The following is a 22,462-nucleotide window of genomic DNA, read 5'->3' as shown; positions in this document are numbered from 1 at the left end:
CCCGCCCTTTTGAGCCGACCCTTACTATGCTCTCGGTGGATCTTCGGGTCCGCCGTCGCCACCACGGCGACAGGGGGAGGAAGCCCGGTGCGATTCCGGCGCGGTCCCGCCACTGTGAGCCCGTTCCGAAGGGGTACGTCCCGGAGGGCACGGGTGAGCCAGGAACTCCCTTTCCCCGCTTCAGGTTTCTCCCCGGCCCGCGCCGGGAGCGGCCCGCGAGCAGGGAGACCCCACTCCTGACACCACCCGGGGCGCGGACCCCGAGGAAGGCCTCACGCGCATGATCCTGCTCCTGTCGACCTCCGACACCGACCTGCTGAGCGCCCGTGCGGCCGACGGACCGGTCCCGTACCGCTTCGCGAACCCCTCGCGGCTCTCCCTGGACGAGCTGCCCGCACTCCTCGACGGTGTCGGCCTCGTCGTCGTCCGCCTCCTGGGCGGCATCCGCGCCTGGCAGGACGGGCTCGACCTGCTCCTCGCCGACGGCCGCCCCGTCGTCGTCCTCACCGGTGAACAGGCCCCGGACGCCCAGCTGATGGCCGCCTCTACGGTGCCGGTCGGCATCGCCGCCGAGGCGCACGCGTACCTCGCGCACGGCGGTCCGGCCAACCTGGAGCAGCTCGCCCGCTTCCTCTCCGACACGGTCCTGCTCACCGGCCACGGCTTCGAGTCGCCCGCCGCCGCGCCGACCTGGGGCCCGCTTGAGCGCACCGCGCGCGAGGACGTCGAGGGGCCGTCCGTCGCCGTGCTCTACTACCGCGCCCACCACATGAGCGGCAACACCGCCTTCGTCGGCGCGCTCTGCGACGCCATCGAGGACGCCGGCGGCCGCCCCAAGCCCCTGTACGTGGCCTCGCTCCGCGCGCCCGAGCCCGAACTCGTCGACGAGCTGCGGTCGGTGGACGCCATCGTCACCACCGTCCTCGCCGCGGGCGGCACCAAGCCCGCCGAGGCGTCGGCCGGTGGCGACGACGAGTCCTGGGACGCGGGTGCCCTCACCCAGCTCGACGTACCGATCCTGCAGGCCCTCTGCCTGACCGGTTCGCGCGCCGCCTGGGAGGAGAACGACGAGGGCGTCTCGCCGCTCGACGCCGCCAGCCAGATCGCCGTGCCCGAGTTCGACGGCCGCCTCATCACCGTCCCGTTCTCCTTCAAGGAGATCGACGCGGACGGCCTGCCCGCGTACGTCCCCGACACCGAGCGCGCCGCCCGCGTCGCCGGAATCGCCGTACGCCACGCGCGACTTCGGCACATCCCGGCCGCCGACAAGCGCCTCGCGCTCGTCCTCTCCGCGTACCCGACCAAGCACTCCCGCATCGGCAACGCGGTGGGCCTCGACACCCCCGCGAGTGCCGTCGCGCTCCTTCGCCGCCTGCGCGAGGAGGGGTACGACTTCGGGTCCGAGGCGGAGATCCCCGGCCTCGTCTCGGGCGACGGCGACGAGCTGATCCGCGCGCTCATCGAGGCAGGCGGCCACGACCAGGAGTGGCTCACCGAGGAGCAGCTGGCCCGCAACCCCGTCCGTATCCCGGCCGCCGACTACCGCCGCTGGTACGCGACGCTGCCCGAGGACCTGCGTACGGCCGTCGAGGAGCACTGGGGCCCGGCGCCCGGCGAGATGTTCGTCGACCGCAGCAGCAACCCGGACGGCGACATCGTGCTCGCCGCCCTGCGCTTCGGCAATCTCCTGATCCTCATCCAGCCCCCGCGCGGCTTCGGCGAGAACCCCATCGCCATCTACCACGACCCGGACCTGCCGCCCTCGCACCACTACCTGGCCGCGTACCGCTGGATCGCCGCCTCGGCCGACGACGGCGGCTTCGGCGCGGACGCGATGATCCACCTCGGCAAGCACGGCAACCTGGAGTGGCTGCCCGGCAAGAACGCCGGACTCTCCGCCGCCTGCGGCCCCGACGCCGCCCTCGGCGACATCCCCCTCATCTACCCGTTCCTGGTCAACGACCCCGGCGAGGGCACCCAGGCCAAGCGCCGCGTGCACGCCACCCTCATCGACCACCTCGTCCCGCCGATGGCCCGCGCCGACTCCTACGGCGACATCGCGCGCCTGGAGCAACTCCTCGACGAGTACGCCCAGATCAGCTCGATGGACCCGGCCAAGCTGCCCGCCATCCGCGCCCAGATCTGGACCCTCATCCAGGCCGCCAAGCTCGACCACGACCTGGGGTTGCAGGACCGCCCGGACGACGACGGCTTCGACGACTTCCTCCTGCACGTCGACGGCTGGCTCTGCGAGGTCAAGGACGCCCAGATCCGCGACGGTCTGCACGTCCTCGGCGCCCCGCCCGCCGACGCCGACCGCGTCAACCTCGTCCTCGCCATCCTCCGCGCCCGCCAGATCTGGGGCGGTACGACGGCCCTGCCCGGCCTGCGCGAAGCCCTCGGCCTCGACGAGTCCGCCGCCACCCGCACCACCGCCGACGAGGCCGAGGACAAGGCCCGCGCCCTCGTCCAGGCCATGGACGACGCGGACTGGGACCCGGCCGCGGTGCCCACGGACCAGGGCGAACAGGTCGCCGCCATCCTGGAGTTCGCCGCCCGCGAGGTCGTCCCGCGCCTCGCCGCCACCACCGCCGAGCTCGACCACGCCCTGCACGCCCTGAACGGCGGCTTCGTCCCGGCGGGCCCGTCCGGCTCGCCGCTGCGCGGCCTCGTCAACGTCCTGCCGACCGGCCGCAACTTCTACTCGGTCGACCCGAAGGCGGTCCCGTCCCGCCTCGCCTGGGAGACCGGCCAGGCCCTCGCGGACTCCCTCCTCCAGCGGTACAAGGACGACAACGGCGAGTACCCGGTCTCCGTCGGCCTCTCCCTCTGGGGCACGAGCGCGATGCGCACCGCGGGCGACGACGTGGCGGAGGCCCTGGCCCTGCTCGGCGTCCGCCCCGTCTGGGACGACGCGTCCCGCCGCGTGACCGGCCTGGAGCCCGTCCCCGCCGAGGAGTTGGGCCGCCCGCGCATCGACGTGACGCTGCGCATCTCCGGCTTCTTCCGGGACGCGTTCCCGCACACGATCGGCCTGCTTGACGACGCCGTACGCCTCGCCGCGTCCCTGGACGAACCGGCCTCCGTCAACCACGTACGCGCCCACGTCCAGGCGGACCTGGCCGAACACGGCGACGAACGCCGCGCCACCACCCGCATCTTCGGCTCCCGCCCCGGCACGTACGGCGCGGGCATCCTCCAGCTGATCGACTCCCGCGACTGGCGCACCGACGCCGACCTCGCCGAGGTCTACTCGGTCTGGGGCGGCTACGCGTACGGCCGTGACCTTGACGGCTGCCCGGCGCGCGAGCAGATGGAGACGGCGTACAAGCGCATCGCGGTCGCGGCCAAGAACACGGACACCCGCGAGCACGACATCGCCGACTCGGACGACTACTTCCAGTACCACGGCGGCATGGTCGCCACGGTCCGCGCCCTGCGCGGCACGGCCCCCGAGGCGTACATCGGCGACTCGACCCGCCCCGAGACGGTCCGCACCCGCACGCTCGTCGAGGAGACCTCACGCGTCTTCCGCGCCCGTGTCGTCAACCCCAAGTGGATCGAGGCGATGCGCCGCCACGGCTACAAGGGCGCGTTCGAGCTGGCGGCGACCGTCGACTACCTCTTCGGCTACGACGCCACGACCGGCGTGATCGCCGACTGGATGTACGACAAGCTCACCGAGACGTACGTCCTCGACCCGGTCAACCGCGAGTTCCTCCAGGAGGCCAACCCCTGGGCCCTGCACGGCATCGCGGAGCGCCTGTTGGAGGCCGAGTCCCGCGGCATGTGGGAGAAGCCGGACCCGTCGGTCATCGAGGCCCTGCGCCAGGCGTACCTGGAGACGGAGGGCGACTTGGAGGGCGGCGAGGACTGAGTCCCGCACGCGCCACGCCGTGAGGCGCCGGAGGGCCTGATCCAGCCCCTCCGGCGCTTGAGGAGTGGGGGTCCGGGGCGGAGCCCCGAAACTGCCGGAGGCTTTCGGGAAGGGGCGGGGAGGGGAGGGAGAAGACCAGCCCGTCCGAGGAGGCGCTGCCGGGCGGTGACGGCGCCCGGCCGGGCCGCTCAGGCCTTCGCGCACTCCGGGCACAGCCCCCGGTACGTGACATCGGCCTCGGAGACCGCGAAACCGAACCGCTCCGAGACCGGCAGGTCGGACAGCGGATCGCCGCCGGGGTGCACATCCCGGATCGCGCCGCAGCCCGAGCACACCAGGTGCTGATGCGGCTGGTGCGCGTTCGGGTCGTACCGCTTCGCGCGCCCGTCCGTCGCCACCTCGACCACTTCGCCCAGTGACACCAGCTCACCGAGCGTGTTGTAGACCGTCGCCCGCGAGATCTCCGGCAGCCGGTCCGCGGCCCGCGCGAGCACCTCGTCGGCGGTCAGATGCACATGCTCGCCGTCCAGCACCTCGGCCACCACACGGCGCTGCGCGGTCATCCTCCAGCCCCTCCCGCGAAGCCGTCCCAGCAGGTCACTCATCCCCACCCCACCTAACTGTGCGCATGCGCGCGTCGAACACCGCATGAACGCGTACCCGGAACCTATACGGGAATGCGTACGGGTCTGTCTGTCGTATTGACTTGGACTTCGTCCATCGTAGGATCGACACCAGCGACAGCCAAGGGAGTGGACTGGAGAGTTCGGGGGCTGCGCCCCTGGCCCCGTCCCACCCCACCGCCGCCCAGTTTCATAAGCGTGATCCGCATAGTCACAGTGCAGAGGGATTCCCATGACTGAGAACCACGACGCGATCGTCACAGACCCGAAGGCGGAGGAAGCGGGTGGCTGCCCCGTCGCGCACGGGCGCGCGCCGCACCCGACGCAGGGCGGGGGCAACCGCCAGTGGTGGCCGGACCGGCTGAACCTGAAGATCCTCGCCAAGAACCCGGCGGTGGCCAACCCGCTGGGCGAGGAGTTCGACTACGCCGAGGCGTTCAACGCCCTCGACCTCCCGGCGGTCAAGCGGGACATCGCGGAGGTGCTCACCACCTCCCAGGACTGGTGGCCCGCCGACTTCGGCAACTACGGCCCCCTGATGATCCGCATGGCCTGGCACAGCGCCGGCACGTACCGCATCAGCGACGGCCGCGGCGGCGCGGGCGCCGGTCAGCAGCGCTTCGCCCCGCTCAACAGCTGGCCGGACAACGCCAGCCTCGACAAGGCCCGCCGCCTGCTGTGGCCCGTGAAGAAGAAGTACGGCAAGAACATCTCGTGGGCCGACCTCATGGTCCTCACCGGCAACGTCGCCCTGGAGACCATGGGCTTCAAGACCTTCGGCTTCGCCGGCGGCCGCGAGGACGTGTGGGAGCCCGAGGAGGACGTGTACTGGGGCCCCGAGACCGAGTGGCTCGGCGACAAGCGGTACTCCGGCGACCGCGAGCTGGAGAACCCGCTCGGCGCCGTCCAGATGGGCCTCATCTACGTCAACCCGGAGGGCCCCAACGGCAACCCGGACCCGATCGCCGCGGCCCGCGACATCCGTGAGACCTTCCGCCGCATGGCGATGAACGACGAGGAGACCGTCGCCCTCATCGCCGGTGGCCACACCTTCGGCAAGACCCACGGAGCCGGCCCGGCCGACAGCGTCGCCGAGGACCCCGAGGCCGCGCCGATGGAGCAGCTCGGCCTCGGCTGGAAGAGCTCGCACAACACCGGCGTCGGCAAGGACGCGATCACGTCCGGCCTTGAGGTCACCTGGACCACCACGCCGACCCAGTGGGGCAACGGCTTCTTCAAGAACCTCTTCGAGTACGAGTACGAGCTGACGCAGAGCCCGGCCGGCGCCAACCAGTGGGTGGCGAAGAACGCCGAGGCGATCATCCCGGACGCGTACGACGAGTCGAAGAAGCACCTGCCGACGATGCTCACGACGGACCTGTCGCTGCGCTTCGACCCGATCTACGAGCCCATCTCGCGCCGGTTCTACGAGAACCCGGAGGAGTTCGCGGACGCCTTCGCCCGCGCCTGGTACAAGCTGACGCACCGTGACATGGGCCCGGTCGTCCGCTACCTCGGCCCGGAGGTCCCCTCCGAGGAACTGCTCTGGCAGGACCCGCTGCCCGCCCGCGAGGGTGAGCTGATCGACGCCGCGGACATCGCCTCCCTCAAGGAGCGGATCCTCGGCTCGGACCTGACCGTCTCCCAGCTGGTATCGGCCGCCTGGGCCTCGGCCTCCTCGTTCCGCGGCAGCGACAAGCGCGGCGGCGCCAACGGTGCCCGCATCCGCCTGGAGCCGCAGCGCAGCTGGGAGGTCAACAACCCGGACGACCTCGCGCACGTCCTGCGCACCCTCGAGGGCATCCAGGAGTCCTTCAACTCCTCGGCCACCGGCGGCAAGAAGGTCTCCCTCGCCGACCTGATCGTGCTCGCGGGCACGGCGGCCGTCGAGCAGGCCGCCAAGGACGGCGGCGTCGAGGTCGAGGTCGGCTTCACGCCGGGCCGTGTGGACGCCGCGCAGGAGCAGACGGACGTCGAGTCGTTCGCCGCGCTCGAGCCGTCCGCCGACGGCTTCCGCAACTTCGTCGGCAAGGGCAACCGCCTCCCCGCCGAGTACCTGCTGCTCGACAAGGGCAACCTGCTCACCCTGAGCGCCCCCGAGCTGACCGTCCTCGTCGGCGGCCTGCGCGTCCTGGGCGCCAACCACGCCGGTTCGAAGCACGGTGTCCTCACGGACAACCCGGGCACGCTGACGAACGACTTCTTCGTCAACCTGCTCGACCTGGACACCACCTGGAAGTCCACGTCCGAGGCCCAGGACCAGTTCGAGGCCCGCGACGCCTCCGGTGCCGTCAAGTGGACCGGCACCCGCGCCGACCTGGTCTTCGGCTCCAACTCCGAGCTGCGCGCCGTCGCCGAGGTGTACGCGAGCGACGACGCGAAGCAGAAGTTCGTCAAGGACTTCGCCGCGGCCTGGACGAAGGTCATGGAGCTGGACCGGTTCGAGCTGGTCTGAGGTTCCTCGGCACCGAGGTCGCTGAGGCCCCTTCGGGGGCGTGACCTGACGAAGTGGCGGTGGCCCGCCCGGCGTTGCGCCGGGCGGGCCACCGTCTTCATGTGCCCGTTCAGCCTCTCAGCCTCTCAGTCGCTCAGCCGCGCAGCAGGCGGGCGATGTCGTTCTGGCCCTTCTCCTCGGCGTGGTCCAGGGCCGTCTTGCCGGAATTGTCCTCGATGGAGCGGTCGGCGCCCGCGTCGAGGAGGAGTTTCACGGACTCCTGGTGCGCCTCGCCGCCGCTGCCGAGGATCACGGCTTCGAGCAGGGCGGTCCAGCCGAGGTTGTTGATGTGGTCGACGTCCACATCGATGTCAGGGTTGGTGGTGACCTCGCGGATGTAGTCGACGTGGCCGTGTTCGCCGGCCGGGATCAGCGAGGTGCCGCCGTACCGGTTGAGGATGCCGTAGTCCGGGTCGGCCTCCGCCAGGACACGGGCCATCTCGGCGCTGCCCGTCACGCCGGTGACCAGCCACGGGGTGTCGTGCTGGTGGTCGAGCGCGTCCGGGTCGGCCCCGGCCTCGACGAGGATCTCGGCGGCCTCGACGTGGTCGTCGGTGACGGCGAGGAGCAGGGGAGTGCGGCGGCTGTCGTCGCGCGTCTCCAGGTCGGCGCCCCGGTCGATGGCCTCGCGTACGGCATCGGCGTCCCCGGAACGCGCGGCTGCCAGCAGGTCGCGGCTCGCTGCGGGGTCCTTCGCGGGTTTCTTCTCGGCGGCGGGCGAGGAGGCCTCGGCTTCGGCCCCGGGGGAAGCCGACCTGGAGGCGCTGGACGACTTCGTGGGCCGCTCGGCCCCATCCGTCTCGGGCTCCGCACTGCACGCGGTCACTAGCACGGCGGCGCCCGCGAGCGCGGCGAACAGGAGGGTGGTGCGTCGTGCGGAGGCCATGGCGTTTCGCTTTCGGTGGGGGAGGGTCGTCAGCGAGAGGAGGTGCGAAGAGGTGCGAGGGGGTGCGGGGGGCGAGGGGGTGTGAGGGGGTGCGAGGGGGTGCGAGGGCCGTACCGTCCATGCTCGTTCCGCATTCGGGACCGGCCGTCGCTGAACCGGCTGGAGATCACCGGGCGTTGGGACGACCCGTGGGTCATCCGATCGGTTGATGCGTGGCCCCGCCGTCGGGGCCAGGGTTCCCGCTCTCCCGCTCGGCCCGCGCGAGGACCAGGATTCCGGTGAGCAGCAAGGCTGTTCCCGCGGCGGCGGCAAGGGCCAGCCGCTCGTCGAAGAGGAGTACGCCCAGGGCGAGCGCGGCGAGCGGCTCCAGGAGCATCAGGGTCGACATGGTGGTGGCCCGCACCACGGAAGCGGCTGTGAAGAACAGCGCGTACGCCAGCGCCGAGGGCACCGCCGCCAGATACCCGAGCAGCAGCACCGACGGCCAGACCTCCGAGCCCTTCGGCAGCACATCGGTGGTCAGGAGTACGGGGAGCAACAGCACCGTACCGACGCCGAATCCGGCGAGTGCGGCGTCCAGGGGCTCCCCGTCGGGACGTCGACGGCGGCGCTGGCCAAGGAGGTTGACCGAGGCCAGCCCCGCCGCCGACAGCAGAGCGCACGCGAAACCCGCCACCGGGGACGGGCCGGTGGCGGGCACGCCCGAGCCGCCGCCCGAGCCGCCGAGGACGACGAGCAGCAGCCCCACCACGGCGAGCGCGGTGGCCGACAGGTCAGCGGGCCTGGGCCGTTGACGCGACAGCAGCCAGGCCCCGAGCGAGGTGAGGACCGGTGTCGTACCGAGGGCGACGGTCGTACCGACCGCGAGCCCGGTGAGGTCCACAGCGATCAAGTAGAACGTTTGGAATACCGCCATGCACAGGCCGAGCCCGAGGAGATGCGGACGTACGAGACGCCTCAGGCCGGAACCGAAACCGGAACCGGAACCGCAAGCAGGCGTGGCTGCGTGCACCCGCCTCGACCGGCTGTGCAGCAACAGGGGCCGGGCGCCGAGCAGGAGCAGCGCTCCGATCAGGAACCGCCAGAACGAGACGGTCAACGGGCCGAGCCCGCTGTGCTGATGGAGCGCGGTCGCCGCCGCTCCTGCCGTGCCCCAGGTGCTGGCGGCGAACCCCGCGTACAGCAGGCCACGCCCCAGCGGCAGTGGAGGCGGCGCGGGCGGTACGGCCATACGGGACACCTCTCGCGGGGCTATCGGTCACATCCACAGCTCATCGAAGCACTGCCGGTGCGTTGTCAGTGGTGCGCTTTACGGTGGAGCGCATGACGGGGATCGCATACGTACGAGGGGACGCCACCGCGCCGCACGGCAAGGGCGTCAAGCTGATCGCACATGTCTGCAACGACCTGGGCGGCTGGGGCAAGGGCTTCGTGCTGGCCGTGTCCCGCCGCTGGCCGGAGCCCGAGGCGGCCTACAGACGCTGGCACCGCGAGCGCGCGGGCAACGAATTCGGCCTGGGCGCCGCTCAGTTCATCCAGGTCGAGCCGTACGTGTGGGTGGCGAACATGGTCGGCCAGCGCGGCATCCGCACCGGAAGCAAGGGTGTGCCCGTGCGGTACGAGGCCATCGACGCGGCGTTGGGACGCGTCGCCGACAAGGCCGTGGAACTCGGCGCGTCGGTCCACATGCCGAGGATCGGCTGCGGCCTGGCGGGCGGCAAGTGGTCCCGGATCGAACCGCTGATCATGGAACGTCTCGTCGCGAGAGGGATATCGGTGACCGTGTACGACCACGACGGGTAGCCGAGGCCGGAGGCGTATGTGGCCTACGCGCGGCGCGCTCTGCACGACCCGGCCGCCGCCGTGACGCGGAGGTGGCCATACGGAGGTTCCTACGGAACTGACGGCGAAATTTCGGCGGGATTCCGGTGGTATACCAAACTCGTGAGGTCCGGACCTGATGAGAGAATGTGCCGCATGGCAGGTAGTGAAGGCTTCGAGCCCGAGTCGGATCGGGTCACGCGTCAGCTCCGGGACGACATTCTCGACGGTGTACGCCGACCCGGCAGCAAGCTCGTCGAGCGTGAACTCGCGGCCGAGCTCGGGGTGAGCCGGCTGCCCGTCCGCGATGCCCTCAAGGCGCTCGTGAACGAGGGTCTCGTCACTCCTCGCCCGCGCACCTGGGCGGTCGTACGGGAGTTCAGCCCCACCGACATCTCGGACCTGGACGAAGTGCGGTCCGCCCTGGAGACACTCACGTTCCGGCTCGCCGCTCAGCGCAGCACCCGCGCCGGTCTCGATCGGCTCCGCGCCGACCTCGACGCCGAGCTGGAGGCCGCGCGCCGGGGCGACGCCGTACGTGCCCGCCGCGCCGCGGCCGACTTCCACGAGACCGTCACGTGGCTGGCGGCGAACGAGCTGCTCAGCGAGTTGGAGAGGACCCTGCGCAGCCGGATGCGCTGGCTGCTCAGCAGGCACGACGACCTGCTCGCCGTGGCGCAGGAGCACGAGGAGCTGTACGACGCGATCGCGTCCCGGGACGTGCCGCGCGTCGAGGAATTGGTGATGAAGCACCTGGAGACGGGCCGCAGCGCGGCGGCGGCGCATTTGAGGGCCGCGAAGGACTGAGCACGTCCGGCACCCGGCGGAGGCTCAGGCGAAGATGATTCCTTCCGGCACATCGGGTTTGATCTCCGTGCCGACGCGGCGCTCCAGCAGATCGTCGAGCCGGTCCAGCGGGCCGATGAGTGCGCGCCCGCCCGCCTGCGCGACCCGGATCGCGGCGTCGACCTTCGGCTTCATCGAACCCTCGGCGAAAGCGAGTTCGCCGATCGCCTCCGGGGATGCCGTGAGGATGTCGCGCTGCTCCGGAGTGCCCCAGTTCTCGCTGACGTAGTCACCGTCCGTCAGCATCACCAGCATGTCCGCCTGCAGCTCGGCCGCCAGAGCGGCGCTGGCGAGATCCTTGTCGACGACCGCCTGAAGCCCGGTCCGGCGGCCCTTGCCGTCGGTCTTGACGGGCACACCGCCGCCGCCGACGCACACCACGAGCCGGTCGTTCTCCAGCAGCGTGCGCACCAACGGGGCTTGCACGATCCGCAGCGGGTGCGGTGACGGCACGACCCGGCGGAAGCCAGCGCCGTCCCGGGCGATGGTCCACCGGTACTCGGCCGCGGCGTCGGCCGCGTCGTGTGCCGAGTACATCGGGCCGATCAGCTTGGTCGGGAGGCTGAACGCCGGGTCGTCCTCGTCGACTTCGGTGGTGGTGAGCACCGCCGCGACCTCACGGGCGCCGCCCAGCGCATTGCTGAGCTCCTGCTGGATGACGTATCCGATCATGCCCTGCGTCTCCGCGCCCAGAATGTCCAGCGGGTACGCCGCCACGTCCTGGTAGGCCAGGTTCTGCAGGGCGAGCAATCCCACCTGCGGACCGTTGCCGTGGGTGATGACCACCTCGTGCTTCCCGGCCAGGTCGGCGAGCGCCTCGCAGGACGCCCTGACGTTGGCCCGCAGATGGTCCGCGGTCATCGGCTCGCCCCGCCGGGCCAGTGCGTTGCCACCCAGGGCCACGACGATGCGCATGGAAGTCCTCCTCGAATGGGTCGCTTCTGGTGGCGAAATGGTATACCAATTCTTCGTAGGGTCACCGCGAGTGGAACCGGCCTCGGCGTTCTGTTCGGGCGGGAAGTGAAGGGGAGTGGACATGGTGTCGGTGCGCGCATCCGCGGTGCTGCACTCGCGCTCCGGGGACGCGGCGCTGCTCGCGCGACTGCGCACGCTCCGCGGCCGCGGGCGCGTGGACAGTGTCTTCCGTGGCGTCCTCAACCTGCAGTTGCCGGACGGCGAGCTCGTCTCCCTCGCTGCCCGAGGGTGCGAGAACGCGCCGCGCACCCTGATCGTGGACATCCCGCACTGGGGCGGCAGCGGGGTGCGCCCGGGAGAGCCGGTCGAGTTCGCGCCGGGTAGCCTCACGCTGCCCGGAGGTCACGGCGGCATCCGGATCTGTCTACGGGAATCCGGAGAATGGAATCCCATTTTGCCGAGCCTTGACCAGCTGACGTCGAGCGAACTCTCCACAGCGGCACGCGCCCTACGGCAAGCGACGTACGCCTACGGGGAGTTGGGCGGCATGCTCGGCGCAGCTCCCACCGCCGCCCCGATGGAGACGGCTGTCTGCGCCGCACTCGACCACGGCCGCCGGCGACTCGTGCGGGCGGTCCGCTCGTCGTGCGGGGCACCGTACCGCTGCGACGGTGACGCAGTGACCGGTCAGTCCTCGCCGTCCGGCCCGGACCCGGTGCGGCGCGGGTCCGAGGTCGCCCCGACCGCCACCGACCCCACCCCGCGCGAGGCCGCCGCCCCAGGCGAATCCTCCTCCCCTCTGGACGAGGCGGTCCTGGCCCTCCTGGGACTCGGTCCCGGACTCACCCCGGCCGGTGACGACTTCCTCGTCGGCATCGCCGTGCTGTCCGCGATCGGCGGCAGCAGGCTCGGCCCCTTCGCCCGTGCCCTCGACCACATCCTCACCGAACACCCCTGCCGCACCACGCTGTTGAGCACCACCACCCTGCGTGAGGCCCTGGCGGGACGCGTCCGCGCCCCGCTGGTCGACGTGCTGCGCTCACTCACCGCCACTCGCGGGCAGAGCGACGCGCAGGCCGTCGACACCATCCGAAGCCCGGTCCGCCGCGCGTTGGCCCACGGCCACACCTCGGGCGCCGACACCCTGTCCGGTCTGGTGACCGGGCTCCACCTGGAGAAAGAACTGCGAGGTTCGCTGTGAGCAGCACAGCAGTCGTCAAGAAGAACACCTACTTCGACTCCGTGTCCCTGATGGCCATCTCGACGAAGGCGAACGGCCTCGACGACGTGGAGCAGGCCTTTGTGGCCATGGGCACGGAGATGAACAAGGGGGTCCTTGCCAACCTGGGCCTGCTCACACCCGAGCTCGAAGCCGCGGGCAACGGCGACCTGATGGTCGTCGTGGAGGCCCGCGAGGGCGCCGACGTCGACACGGTGCTCGCCGCCGTCGAGGAACTCCTCACCCGCAAGGCGCCCTCCGCCGGAGACGCGACGGTCACCCACCGCACCATCGCCGCCGCCGCACAGGACAACCCGGCGGCCAACCTCGCCGTGATCGCCGTCAACGGCGCCTACGCGGGCCGCGAAGCCCGCAAGGCTCTGGAGAACGGCCTGCACGTGCTGCTGTTCAGCGACAACGTCTCCGTCGAGGAAGAGATCGCCCTCAAGCAACTCGCCCACGACAAGGGTCTGTTGATGATGGGCCCGGACTGCGGCACCGCCATCATCAACAACGTCGGGCTCTGCTTCGCCAACGCAGTCCGGCCCGGCTCCGTAGGCATTGTCGCCGCCTCCGGCACCGGATCGCAGGAACTCAGCGTCCGTATCCACGCCCTCGGCGCGGGTGTCTCGCAGCTCATCGGCACCGGCGGCCGTGACCTCAGCGAGGAGGTCGGCGGCATCATGATGATCGACGGCATCCGCGCGCTCGCCTCCGATCCGACGACCAGCGTCATTGTCCTGGTCTCCAAGCCCCCGGCCCCGTCCGTCGAGCAGAAGGTGCTCGCCGAGATCGCCTCCGCCGGAAAGCCCGTCGTCGTGTACTTCGTGGGCGGGTCCGAGGAGGCCGTCGTCGCCGCGGGCGGGCACTTCGCGACCGGCACCCAGGACGCCGCACTGCAGGCAGTCCGTCTCGGCGCGGACCCGAACGCCGACGTCGAGCCCCTCGACACCACCCGTATCGACGAGGTCGCTGCCCTGCTCGGGCCGGAACAGCGGTACGTACGCGGCCTGTTCTGCGGCGGAACCCTCTGCGACGAGTCGATGTACGCCATGCTCGACCTCGGCGACGACGTCTGGAGCAACATCCAGAAGGACCCGGCCCGCCGCCTCACCGCCGACAGCCCCAGCACCGGCCACACCTTCCTCGACTTCGGCGACGACGACTTCACCAACGGGCGCCCGCACCCGATGATCGATCCGTCCCTGCGCCTGGCCCGCCTGGTCGAGGAGGCCAAGGACCCCGAAGTCGCCCTGATCGTCATGGACTTCGTCCTCGGCTTCGGCGCCCACGAGGACCCCGTAGGCGTCACCCTGCCCGCCGTCGAGCAGGCCCAGCAGATCGCCGCCGACGCCGGCCGCCACCTGGAGATCGTCGGATACGTACTCGGCACCGACCTCGACACCCCGGCCCTCGACGAGCAGATCGCCGCCCTGAAGGCCGCCGGAGTCACCGTCACCCGCAGCAGCACCGAGACGGGCCAGTTCGCCCGCGCCCTCGCCCGGAAGGTCACCCACGCATGAGCAACCCCCTGAGCACCCCCGTCCACGACCTTTTCGCCGGCGACCTCGACGTCGTCAACGTCGGACTCGCCATGTTCGAGCAGGACATCGCCGCGCAGGGCGCCAAGGTCACCACCCTCGACTGGACACCGCCGGGCAGCGGCAAGCCCGAGATACTCGACGCGCTCGACGCACTGGAGAGCCCGGAGGCCGCCGCGCGCATCGAGGCCGCCAACGCCCTCGCCGTCGAGCGGATCGCCAACTCCCAGCCCCTGCTGACCGGTTTCGGCCGCGCCATCGACGTCGTGCCCGGCATGACGCCCACCACGATCCTGCACGCGGGACCGCCCATCACCTGGGACCGCATGGCCGGTGCGATGAAGGGCGCCGTCACCGGCGCGCTCGTCTTCGAGGGCCTCGCCGACGACCTCGACGAGGCTGCCGAACTCGCCGCGTCCGGCGCGATCACCTTCTCGCCCTGTCACGAGCACGACTGCGTCGGCTCCATGGCCGGAGTCACCTCCGCGTCGATGTACATGCACATCGTCCACAACGAGACGTACGGCAACACCGCGTACACCAACCTCTCCGAGCAGATGGCGAAGATCCTGCGCATGGGCGCGAACGACGCCTCGGTGATCGATCGCCTGATCTGGATGCGGGACGTGCTCGGCCCCATGCTCAAGGAGGCCATGGAGATCGGCGGCCCCATCGACCTGCGGCTGCTGCTGTCGCAGGCCCTGCACATGGGCGACGAGTGCCATAACCGCAACATCGCGGGCACCGTGCTGCTGATGCAGGCCCTGGCCCCGTCCCTGCTGCAGACCGGCTTCACCACCGAGCAGAAGAAGGACGTCCTCGACTTCATCGCCGGCTCGGACTACTTCTCGGGCCCGACCTGGCTCGCCATGGCCAAGGCCGCCATGGACGCGGCGCACGGCATCGAGGACTCCGCCGTCGTCACGACGATGGCGCGCAACGGCGTCGAGTTCGGCATCCGGGTCAGCGGCCTGGTCGGCAACCAGTGGTTCACCGGGCCCGCCCAGCAGGTCGTCGGACCGATGTTCGCCGGTTACCGGCCGGAGGACTCCGGCCTCGACATCGGTGACAGCGCGATCAGTGAGACGTACGGCTTCGGCGGCTTCGCCATGGCCACCGCTCCCGCGATCGTCGCCCTCGTCGGCGGCACCGTGCAGGAGGCCATCGCCTGCACGCGCCAGATGGGGGAGATCACCACCGCGCAGAACCCGAACGTCACCATCCCGATCCTTGACTTCCAGGGCATCCCCACCGGGATCGACGTCCGCAAGGTGCTGGCCACCGGGATCCTGCCGGTCATCAACACCGCTATCGCCCACAAGGAAGCGGGCATCGGCATGATCGGCGCCGGCATCACGCACCCGCCCGTCGAGGTGTTCGAGAAGGCCGTCCTCGCCCTCGCGGCCGCCCTCGACTGATCCGCGCGCCAGCCCGCTTCGGAGACCCTCCCCATGGACAGTCGTCAACCCCTCGCGGACGATGCCGCACACGCGAGCCCGGAGCTCGAACCCGACTCGGAGTACGAGCACAGCCCTGTTCCGCCGGAACGCCGCAAGTCCTTGCTGACCGTGTCGGCCGTCTGGTTCGGCTTCCCGATGATCCTCACCAACGCCGTACCCGGCGGGGTCGTCGTCGCCGTCCTGGGTTTCTGGCGTGGGCTGGCCGCCATCGTCGTCGCCAATCTCGTGATGCTCGTCTACGTCGGGCTGCTCAGCCACCGCGCGGGCAGCACCGGCGAGAGCTTCTCCCTCCAGGCCACCAAGACCTTCGGCCGCATCGGCTACATCGTGGCCTCCGGCTTCCTCGCCACCATCGTGGTGGGCTGGTTCGCCTTCAACACCGGAGCCACCGGGGCCACCCTGCACCAGGCCTTCGGCTGGCACGAACAACTCGTCGCCGTCGTCGCGGGCGCGGCTTTCGTCGCCATCACCTATCTCGGCATCCGCGCCCTGTCCTGGCTCGGTGCGATCGCCGCTCCGCTGTTCATCGTCGTCGGCGTCATAGCCGTCGTGCTCGTGGCCCGCGACCACGACCTGGGCGCGATCTTCGCGTACGAGGGTGTCGCCGGCGCCGGCGCGATGACCTTCGGTGCGGCCGTCTCGCTCATCATGGCGACCTTCGCCGACTCGGGCACCATGACAGCCGACTTCACCCGCTGGTCGAGGAACGGCATGCAGGCCGTCATCGCCACCGCCACCGCGTTCCCGCTGGCCAGCCTGGTCGCGCAGATCACCGGCGGTGTCGTCGTGGCGGCCGGGGCGATCGCCTCCGCCGAGACCGTGGGCGGCAACTTCCTGCCCCTCCTCACCGGCGACCACGGAGCCCTCCTGGACGCCCTGGCCGCCGTCTTCGTCTTCGTCAACCTCGGCTCGGTGTGCAGCCACTGCCTCTACAACGGGGCGCTCACCTGGTCGCACCTCACCCGCACGCAGATGCGGATCATGACGCTCGTCCTGGGTGCCATCGGCACGGCCGCCGCACTCGCCGGGGTGTGGAACCACTTCCTCGACTGGCTGGTCATCCTCAGCGTCTTCGTCCCACCCCTCGGCGGCGTCCTCATCGCCGATCAGGTCATCCTCCGCCGCCACGTCGAAGGCCGACCCACCGGTGCCATACGCCCCACCGCCTTCGGGGCCTGGGGCGCCGGTGCTCTCGTCGGCGGGCTCGTGCACTGGTACGCACCGCGGTTCTCCGACGCGGTCAGCGGACTCGTCGTCGCGGTGATCGCCTACTTGGTCCTGGAGCGCACTCTCGCCAAGGCGACGGAGGCGCACTAGGTGACCGCCGAAGACCAGCGCAGGACGGGAGTTCGGGGAGAGACCCGCCCGGTGGACCAGCCCGGGAACCCGCACCCGACGGGCGAGGCGAGCCAGCCGGGAGAACCGGGCAGGCCGGGCCAGCTGGGAGAGGCGGGCCAGCCGGGCCAGCTGGGAGAACCGGGTCAGCCGGGAGCTCCGGAAGCTCCGGGAGCGCGAAGGCCGGTGGGCGCGAGCACGGCGACCGGTGCCCTCTCCTCCCTCCGGAACAGCCCGCCGTTCCGCCGCCTGTGGGTGTCCAACCTGTTCTTCTTCTGCGGCACTTGGACCCAGACGCTGATCCTCGGCTGGCTCGTCTTCGAGTCCACCCACTCGGAGATACTGCTCGCCGTCTTCACGTCCGCCCGCCTGGCGCCGATGCTCCTCGGGCCGTTCGCCGGGGTGCTCTCGGACCGCCTCGACCGGGTCAGGCTGCTCACCTTCGCCTGCACCTGGGCTCTCGTGGCCGTCGCAGCGGTGGCGACCATGGAGTCCTTCTTCCGCGTGCCCTACTGGGCGCTGGTCCTCGGCGGACTGGCCATCGGCCTCGCCCAGTCCCCGTCCCAACCGGCCCGCTTCGCCCTCGTACTGGACCTCGTGGGCCGCGAGAGCCTCAGCAACGCCAACGCTCTCAACGCGATGGCGATGAACATGACTCAGGTACTCGGACCGGCCATCGGCGGCGCCATGATCAGCGCCGTCGGCGCGCCCGCCGCCCTGTGGATCTCCACCGCCTGGTACGGGATCTCCCTGATCGCCCTTCGGCCCCTGCGCCACCGGACCCGGCGCACACCCCACGCCACGGCCCGCAGGCACCCCGAGTCCGTGGGCCGGATGCTCACGGCCGGGCTGCGCACCGTGCTGACCAACCGCCTCGCCGCGGGCGTGCTGTTCGTGACGCTGGCCGCCAACATCCTGCTGTGGCCCGTCTACCAGGGCTTCATGCCGGTGTTCGCGGACGAGTTGCTGCACCTCGACGCCGCCGGCCTCGGCTGGCTGCTGACCTGCGGCGGAGCGGGCGGCCTCGCCGGGTCCCTGATCATCGCGGGCCTGGGTGACTTCCGGGCCAAGGGCGGCCTGTTCGTCATCGGCACAGCGACCTGGGCTGCCCTGTGGGCATTGTTCGCGCTCTCCCACCACACTGCCCTTTCGTTCGTCCTGATGGCGTGCATCGGTCTGACGAGCGCCACGTTCGGTGTTCTGCAGTCGACGTTGTTGCTGATGGTCACGGAACCCTCCGTGCAGGGCCGCGCCCTCGGCATCCAGGAACTCGCCATCGGCGTCATGCCATTGGCGTCCCTGGTCCTCGGCGTGGCAGCCCAGCAGGTCGGAGTCGGCACCACCACGTTTGTCAGCGCGATGCTGCTCGTGGTGTTTCTCAGCGTCCTGGCGTTCCGCGTGCCGCAGCTTCTGCGCTACAGCGGGCGCGAGGACACGCGGGTCTGAAACGACCTGACGGTCCGCACGCGGCGGCTTCGATATTTGCGGCTGGTTGTCCTGCTGGTGACGTGTGAACGCACGTGATCCGTGCGAGAGTTCCCGGCCGCGAAGAAAAAGTTCGGAGAAATCCTGACGAGCAAGTCGCGTCGGGTCCGGCCGAGTTGGAGTGATCGACAGCGCGTCGGGCGATTGTCAGTGCGATGCCCTACGTTCGGATCCATGGACGCCTATCTCGCGGGCATGGAAGCTCAAGAGGGTTCGCCCGCCCACACCCTGTACCTCTGGATCGAGACGCTGCACGAGCGGATGGACCTGCTCGTGGACCAGTTCACCGGCGAGGGCTGGGAGCACGACTACTCGATCGACTCGCTCAGACTCCTCGAGGAAGACCTGGCCTCGATCTACGGCACCGACGACGGCACGCACGCGCAGGCGTTGTACATGGAGTGCCTCGCGGGCTATCTCGGCGAGGCCCTGCTCGAGGAGGGCGGCGGCCGCTGGGTGTGGGACGAGGAAGCGGGCGCCGTCGGCATGCCCGCCGTCCAGCCGGACCCCGTGCTCGGCCTGGAGCCGATCGTGCCGATACTCCTGGTCGGCCAGGCGGTCTACGAGAAGACGGAGAACATCTTCGCGACCGTCGCCCTGCGCTTGCGCAAGGCTGTGGTGGAGCACAAGAAGGCCAACCCGGGCTGGAAGCCCGACCGGGTCCCCACGCCCTGGGTGCGGTTCCACGAGTTGGAGGCATTCGGCCACTACTGGAAGCAGTGGCCGAGCGAACGCTTCCACGACTACCTCGGCTGGTGGGCGGAGAAGGCAGGCGGCGGCCGCGAACGCTGGGACTTCTCACCCGCCTCCCTGGACGCCCTGGAGGAGCTGCTGCGCGACCGCCTCGGCACGGTCGAGGAGTACGACCGGGTGGCGGAGCGCTCCTTCTGGATCGTCGCCGCCTGGTACGTGGGGGAGTACGTAGTCCGCAACAAGGACGCCGGCTGGCAGTTCCGCAAGACCAACCCCGAAGCGCCGCCCGGCACTTGGTACGCGGAGGACTCGTACTGGACGGACTCCATCTACGTGGCCCAGCCGATGCGCTACGCAGGATGGGCCGAGCATCCCGCCGAGATGATCCGGGCCGTCCTGCGCGGTGAGCCCCTGCGCGACGTGGTCGACAAGTTCCCCGACCCCGGCGAGGAGCACCGGCGCGACGGCCGGCCGAAATCCGCGGGCGAACCCTGGCCCGAGATCCTGTGGCCCCTCGTCGCACCGGAACACCTCCCGCCGCCCCTCACCGATGAACAGCGCCGACAACTCGCCGATGAACTGCGGGAGTTGGAGGCAGACCCGGAGCTCGATGACCCGGACTGGCACGACAACCCGCGCCTGCACGCGTATCTCGCCGAGCGCCGCGAAGCCTTCCCAGACTGGGCCGAGCTCGCCGGTGGGGGAGTGGAGGCCTGGGACTTCTCACCGGAGAGCCTGGACCGCCTCGGCGCCCTGGTCCGCGAACGCTTCCCCACGTACGAGGAGATCACGGCCGCACAGCACGAGCCCTTTGTCCAGGGCGCGGGCTGGTACCTCGGCGAGGTCCAGGTCATCCACCGCGACGCCCGATGGTCCCTACGCCCCGAACCGGATGAGGACAACCCGTACGACGAACCCACGGTGCTCGAACGCCCCAGAGATGAGGACGACTTCGAGTACGAGGACGGCGACGACTACGACGAGGACGCTGTCGACCCCGACGACCCCGACGACCCGGACGACGACCAGGGGTATCTCTGCCAACCAGTGGGCCATCTCCGAGGCCTGATCGCCCGCGACGACCCGGACGAGCGCCTCAGCGAGGTCCTCGACGGTTACAGGAAGCGGGGATCCGGGACGGCGGGGACGGAGGGCGACGGCCGGAAGCCCACAGACGAGGTGCGGCCCAAGTGGGGCAGCGGCGCCACGCTGACGCTGCTCTTCCCGCCGTTCCCGGAGCAGGAGCAGGAGCAGGACACCGGCGCGGAATCCGCCGACGACCGGGGCGACGTGGGCGTGACTCCCCACGACCCGGTGCGTGCCCGGCAGTTCGTGGAGGCGTTGGGCACGGTCGCGGAGGTTGTGGAGGAGTTGCCCTGTGTCCCGGCCGTGGATGTTCCGATGCCAGAGGTCAGGGCCGACCTCGACCGGGTCGCGGTGGGCTGCTGGGGCAACGTCGTCCACATCGTCGAGCCGGCGCTGGGCAGTGACCTGCTGACGGAGGCCCTGTACGCGGAGATACGCCGCCAGCGGGCCCGGCACCCCGAGGCACGGATCGTCGGCTCCGTGGAGATGGACTACGGCAACAGCTATCTCGAGGACGCCGTGCTCCTCCCAGGCGGCGAGGAGGTGATCGCCGGCGGCTGGGACTGCGACGAGGACTGGAACATCACGGGCGACCCCGAAGCCCTGCTGCGGGCGATCGGTGTGGACCGGGAGTCGGCGGCGGAAGCGGGCTTCGATCTGGACGACGAGCCCAGCGAGCGCGACTGGCCGATGCTCGGGGGTGCTCGCCCTGGGCGGCGAACGCGCCGCCTGGCAGGCAGGGCGGCAGATCTCGGTGTTCCATGTCCGGCGCACGGACAGCGCGGCATTTCACCTGGAGGAGGTGTGGTTCCCCAGCTGAGGCCCGGCCGAGTGTGAAGGGAGCGGCGGCCCGGCCTCAGTGGCTACGCGGGGCGTACATGATCACTGCCATCCCGACCAGGCAGATCAGAGCGCCGATGACGTCGAAGCGGTCGGGCCGGTAGCCGTCGGCGATCACGCCCCAGGCGATGGATCCGGCAACGAAGATCCCGCCGTACGCGGCAAGGATGCGGCCGAAGTTGTCGTCGGACTGGAGGGTGGCGACCACGCCGTAGAGGCCGAGGGCGATCACCCCCGCACCGATCCAGATCCAGCCCTTGTGTTCACGGATGCCCTGCCACACGAGCCAGGCACCACCGATTTCGAAGAGGGCGGCGACGACGAAGAGGGCGACGGAGCGGGCGACGAGCACGGCGGGACGATCCTTCGGAAGGGGGTGAGGCGGGACAGGAACCGGAACGAGCGGCGAGCGGCAGTCGACTCAGACAGAGGCGGGCGTGAGCAGGTGTCCCATCGAGGCGAGCACGGACGGCTCGACCCGGTAGTAGACCCAGGTGCCCCGGCGCTCGGAGGCCAGCAGGCCGGCCTGCTTCAGCTTCTTCAGGTGGTGAGAGACGGTCGGCTGGGAGACGCCGACATCCGAGATGTCGCAGACACAGGCCTCGCCGCCCGGGTGTGAGGCCACCAGGGAGAAGAGCCGCAGCCTTACGGGGTCACCAAGGGCCTTGAACATGGGCGCCGCATACTCGGCCTCCGCGGCGGAGAACGGACGCTCGGTGAGGGGAGGGCAGCAGGGAGCGGTGGCGATGGCTTCCACGTGGGCCTCCACAGGGGGTACTTCGGGAGCCTGCACGGGGACCTCCGCAGGCGCGTCCGCGGGGACCTCCGCAGGGGCGTCCGCGGGGATCTCCGAGGGGGCGGCCTCAGCAATCGACATACCGTTATTTTGGCATACGTCGAATCACGGCTCCGGGGGTGCAGTGTACGCAGTGTCCCCTACCCCTCCGGCACCGGCCCGTGCTCGCCCGGGGGATCAGTCGCGTCGGGAGTTCTGGGTACGCGGCGGGGTCGGCCGAGGGGCCATCGATGAGCGGCGATGTGGGCGGCTCGCGGAGGCCGAGGAGGGTGCCGTCGCCTCCTCGGGTGCCGCGCCGTCCGGGGGTGGGCACGTCCACGACCAGCTCGTCGGACGGTTCGATGCCCGCCTCCGTGAGTGCCTCCCGGCAGCCGTCGATGCGGCTGCGCGAGCTGAACGTGAAGCCGGCGGCCCCGCGACGCGAGCGCGGGAAAGCGATGCGTCGATGGCTCAGGTTGACCAGATGCCGTACACCCGCGCTGGCTCACGTACACGACGGGCACGCCCAGGCCGTCCAGGCGCGCTCCTCAGGAGTCAGGTCGAAT

The 22,462-nt window shown here is 70.6% G+C and carries 16 protein-coding genes and 1 riboswitch; of the genes, 10 read left to right on the top strand and 6 right to left on the bottom strand.

Annotation, left to right across the window (positions count from 1 at the left end):
• Positions 1–76: 76 nt before the first annotated feature.
• Positions 77–168, top strand: a riboswitch (cobalamin riboswitch).
• 112 nt (positions 169–280) lie between these two features.
• A complete protein-coding gene (gene cobN, locus QIT00_RS04110; protein ID WP_282533670.1) occupies positions 281–3,877 on the top strand; it encodes a cobaltochelatase subunit CobN in 3,597 nt (1,198 codons plus the stop codon).
• 188 nt (positions 3,878–4,065) lie between these two features.
• On the opposite strand, the gene QIT00_RS04105 is transcribed toward cobN, so the two are convergent.
• Positions 4,066–4,482 carry a Fur family transcriptional regulator gene (locus tag QIT00_RS04105; RefSeq protein WP_282533669.1) on the bottom strand — a complete coding sequence of 139 codons (417 nt, stop codon included), beginning with the start codon at positions 4,480–4,482 and terminating at the stop codon, positions 4,066–4,068.
• Positions 4,483–4,732: 250 nt separating this feature from the next.
• Here QIT00_RS04105 and katG point away from each other — a divergent pair, with 250 nt between their 5' ends.
• The gene (gene katG, locus QIT00_RS04100) at positions 4,733–6,955 is read left to right on the top strand and encodes a catalase/peroxidase HPI (protein WP_282533668.1); all 2,223 of its coding nucleotides are present in this window, start codon (positions 4,733–4,735) and stop codon (positions 6,953–6,955) included.
• 133 nt (positions 6,956–7,088) lie between these two features.
• Here katG and QIT00_RS04095 read toward each other — a convergent pair whose 3' ends face one another.
• Entirely contained in the window at positions 7,089–7,664 is a 576-nt protein-coding gene (locus tag QIT00_RS04095; protein WP_282533751.1) for an ankyrin repeat domain-containing protein, read from the bottom strand.
• 409 nt (positions 7,665–8,073) lie between these two features.
• The gene (locus QIT00_RS04090; protein WP_282533667.1) at positions 8,074–9,111 is read right to left on the bottom strand and encodes an EamA family transporter; all 1,038 of its coding nucleotides are present in this window, start codon (positions 9,109–9,111) and stop codon (positions 8,074–8,076) included.
• Between the two features lie 92 nt (positions 9,112–9,203).
• Here QIT00_RS04090 and QIT00_RS04085 point away from each other — a divergent pair, with 92 nt between their 5' ends.
• Together QIT00_RS04085 and QIT00_RS04080 are read left to right on the top strand one after the other, a co-directional pair.
• Positions 9,204–9,683, top strand: coding sequence for a macro domain-containing protein (locus tag QIT00_RS04085; protein WP_282533666.1), 480 nt, complete (start codon positions 9,204–9,206; stop codon positions 9,681–9,683).
• A 174-nt stretch (positions 9,684–9,857) separates the two neighbouring features.
• On the top strand, positions 9,858–10,508 hold the full coding sequence (locus QIT00_RS04080; protein WP_282533665.1) for a GntR family transcriptional regulator: 651 nt from the start codon (positions 9,858–9,860) through the stop codon (positions 10,506–10,508).
• A 24-nt stretch (positions 10,509–10,532) separates the two neighbouring features.
• Here the strand turns inward: QIT00_RS04080 and QIT00_RS04075 are convergent, their stop codons facing one another.
• Positions 10,533–11,462, bottom strand: coding sequence for a carbamate kinase (locus tag QIT00_RS04075; protein ID WP_282533664.1), 930 nt, complete (start codon positions 11,460–11,462; stop codon positions 10,533–10,535).
• Between the two features lie 121 nt (positions 11,463–11,583).
• On the opposite strand from QIT00_RS04075, the gene QIT00_RS04070 reads away from it, so the two are divergent.
• The 6 genes from QIT00_RS04070 to QIT00_RS04045 all read left to right on the top strand — a co-directional run bounded on the left by QIT00_RS04070 (position 11,584) and on the right by QIT00_RS04045 (position 21,118).
• A complete protein-coding gene (locus tag QIT00_RS04070) occupies positions 11,584–12,663 on the top strand; it encodes an oxamate carbamoyltransferase subunit AllH family protein (protein WP_282533663.1) in 1,080 nt (359 codons plus the stop codon).
• A complete protein-coding gene (gene fdrA, locus QIT00_RS04065) occupies positions 12,660–14,204 on the top strand; it encodes an acyl-CoA synthetase FdrA (RefSeq protein WP_282533662.1) in 1,545 nt (514 codons plus the stop codon). Before QIT00_RS04070 ends, fdrA begins: the two co-directional genes overlap by 4 nt.
• Entirely contained in the window at positions 14,201–15,640 is a 1,440-nt protein-coding gene (locus QIT00_RS04060; protein ID WP_282533661.1) for a YlbE family protein, read from the top strand. Before fdrA ends, QIT00_RS04060 begins: the two co-directional genes overlap by 4 nt.
• Positions 15,641–15,673: 33 nt before the next feature.
• Complete coding sequence (locus QIT00_RS04055; RefSeq protein ID WP_282533660.1) at positions 15,674–16,999, top strand: purine-cytosine permease family protein; 1,326 nt, start codon at positions 15,674–15,676, stop codon at positions 16,997–16,999.
• Positions 17,000–17,203: 204 nt separating this feature from the next.
• Positions 17,204–18,463 carry an MFS transporter gene (locus tag QIT00_RS04050; protein ID WP_282533659.1) on the top strand — a complete coding sequence of 420 codons (1,260 nt, stop codon included), beginning with the start codon at positions 17,204–17,206 and terminating at the stop codon, positions 18,461–18,463.
• Between the two features lie 213 nt (positions 18,464–18,676).
• Positions 18,677–21,118 (top strand): DUF6333 family protein, encoded by a 2,442-nt coding sequence (locus QIT00_RS04045; RefSeq protein ID WP_282533658.1) that lies wholly within the window; start codon positions 18,677–18,679, stop codon positions 21,116–21,118.
• 19 nt (positions 21,119–21,137) lie between these two features.
• On the opposite strand, the gene QIT00_RS04040 is transcribed toward QIT00_RS04045, so the two are convergent.
• Positions 21,138–21,473: a YnfA family protein gene (locus tag QIT00_RS04040; protein ID WP_282533657.1), complete on the bottom strand. Its 336-nt coding sequence runs from the start codon at positions 21,471–21,473 to the stop codon at positions 21,138–21,140.
• A gap of 69 nt (positions 21,474–21,542) precedes the next feature.
• Complete coding sequence (locus QIT00_RS04035) at positions 21,543–21,998, bottom strand: ArsR/SmtB family transcription factor (RefSeq protein ID WP_282533656.1); 456 nt, start codon at positions 21,996–21,998, stop codon at positions 21,543–21,545.
• Positions 21,999–22,462: the final 464 nt, after the last annotated feature.

The sequence above is a fragment of the Streptomyces luteolus genome (genome assembly GCF_029968015.1).
Lineage (GTDB): Bacteria > Actinomycetota > Actinomycetes > Streptomycetales > Streptomycetaceae > Streptomyces > Streptomyces luteolus.
This window is presented reverse-complemented; position numbering and strand designations above follow the sequence as displayed.

Bases quoted from the DNA above. Each gene is read 5' to 3' on its own strand.
- QIT00_RS04060 (WP_282533661.1), top strand. From the start codon at position 14,201: ATGAGCAACCCCCTGAGCACCCCCGTCCACGACCTTTTCGCCGGCGAC.
- QIT00_RS04075 (WP_282533664.1), bottom strand. From the start codon at position 11,462: ATGCGCATCGTCGTGGCCCTGGGTGGCAACGCACTGGCCCGGCGGGGC.
- QIT00_RS04045 (WP_282533658.1), top strand. From the start codon at position 18,677: ATGGACGCCTATCTCGCGGGCATGGAAGCTCAAGAGGGTTCGCCCGCC.
- QIT00_RS04055 (WP_282533660.1), top strand. From the start codon at position 15,674: ATGGACAGTCGTCAACCCCTCGCGGACGATGCCGCACACGCGAGCCCG.
- cobN (WP_282533670.1), top strand. From the start codon at position 281: ATGATCCTGCTCCTGTCGACCTCCGACACCGACCTGCTGAGCGCCCGT.
- QIT00_RS04035 (WP_282533656.1), bottom strand. From the start codon at position 21,998: ATGTCGATTGCTGAGGCCGCCCCCTCGGAGATCCCCGCGGACGCCCCT.
- katG (WP_282533668.1), top strand. From the start codon at position 4,733: ATGACTGAGAACCACGACGCGATCGTCACAGACCCGAAGGCGGAGGAA.
- QIT00_RS04085 (WP_282533666.1), top strand. From the start codon at position 9,204: ATGACGGGGATCGCATACGTACGAGGGGACGCCACCGCGCCGCACGGC.
- QIT00_RS04080 (WP_282533665.1), top strand. From the start codon at position 9,858: ATGGCAGGTAGTGAAGGCTTCGAGCCCGAGTCGGATCGGGTCACGCGT.
- QIT00_RS04105 (WP_282533669.1), bottom strand. From the start codon at position 4,482: ATGAGTGACCTGCTGGGACGGCTTCGCGGGAGGGGCTGGAGGATGACC.
- QIT00_RS04070 (WP_282533663.1), top strand. From the start codon at position 11,584: ATGGTGTCGGTGCGCGCATCCGCGGTGCTGCACTCGCGCTCCGGGGAC.
- QIT00_RS04090 (WP_282533667.1), bottom strand. From the start codon at position 9,111: ATGGCCGTACCGCCCGCGCCGCCTCCACTGCCGCTGGGGCGTGGCCTG.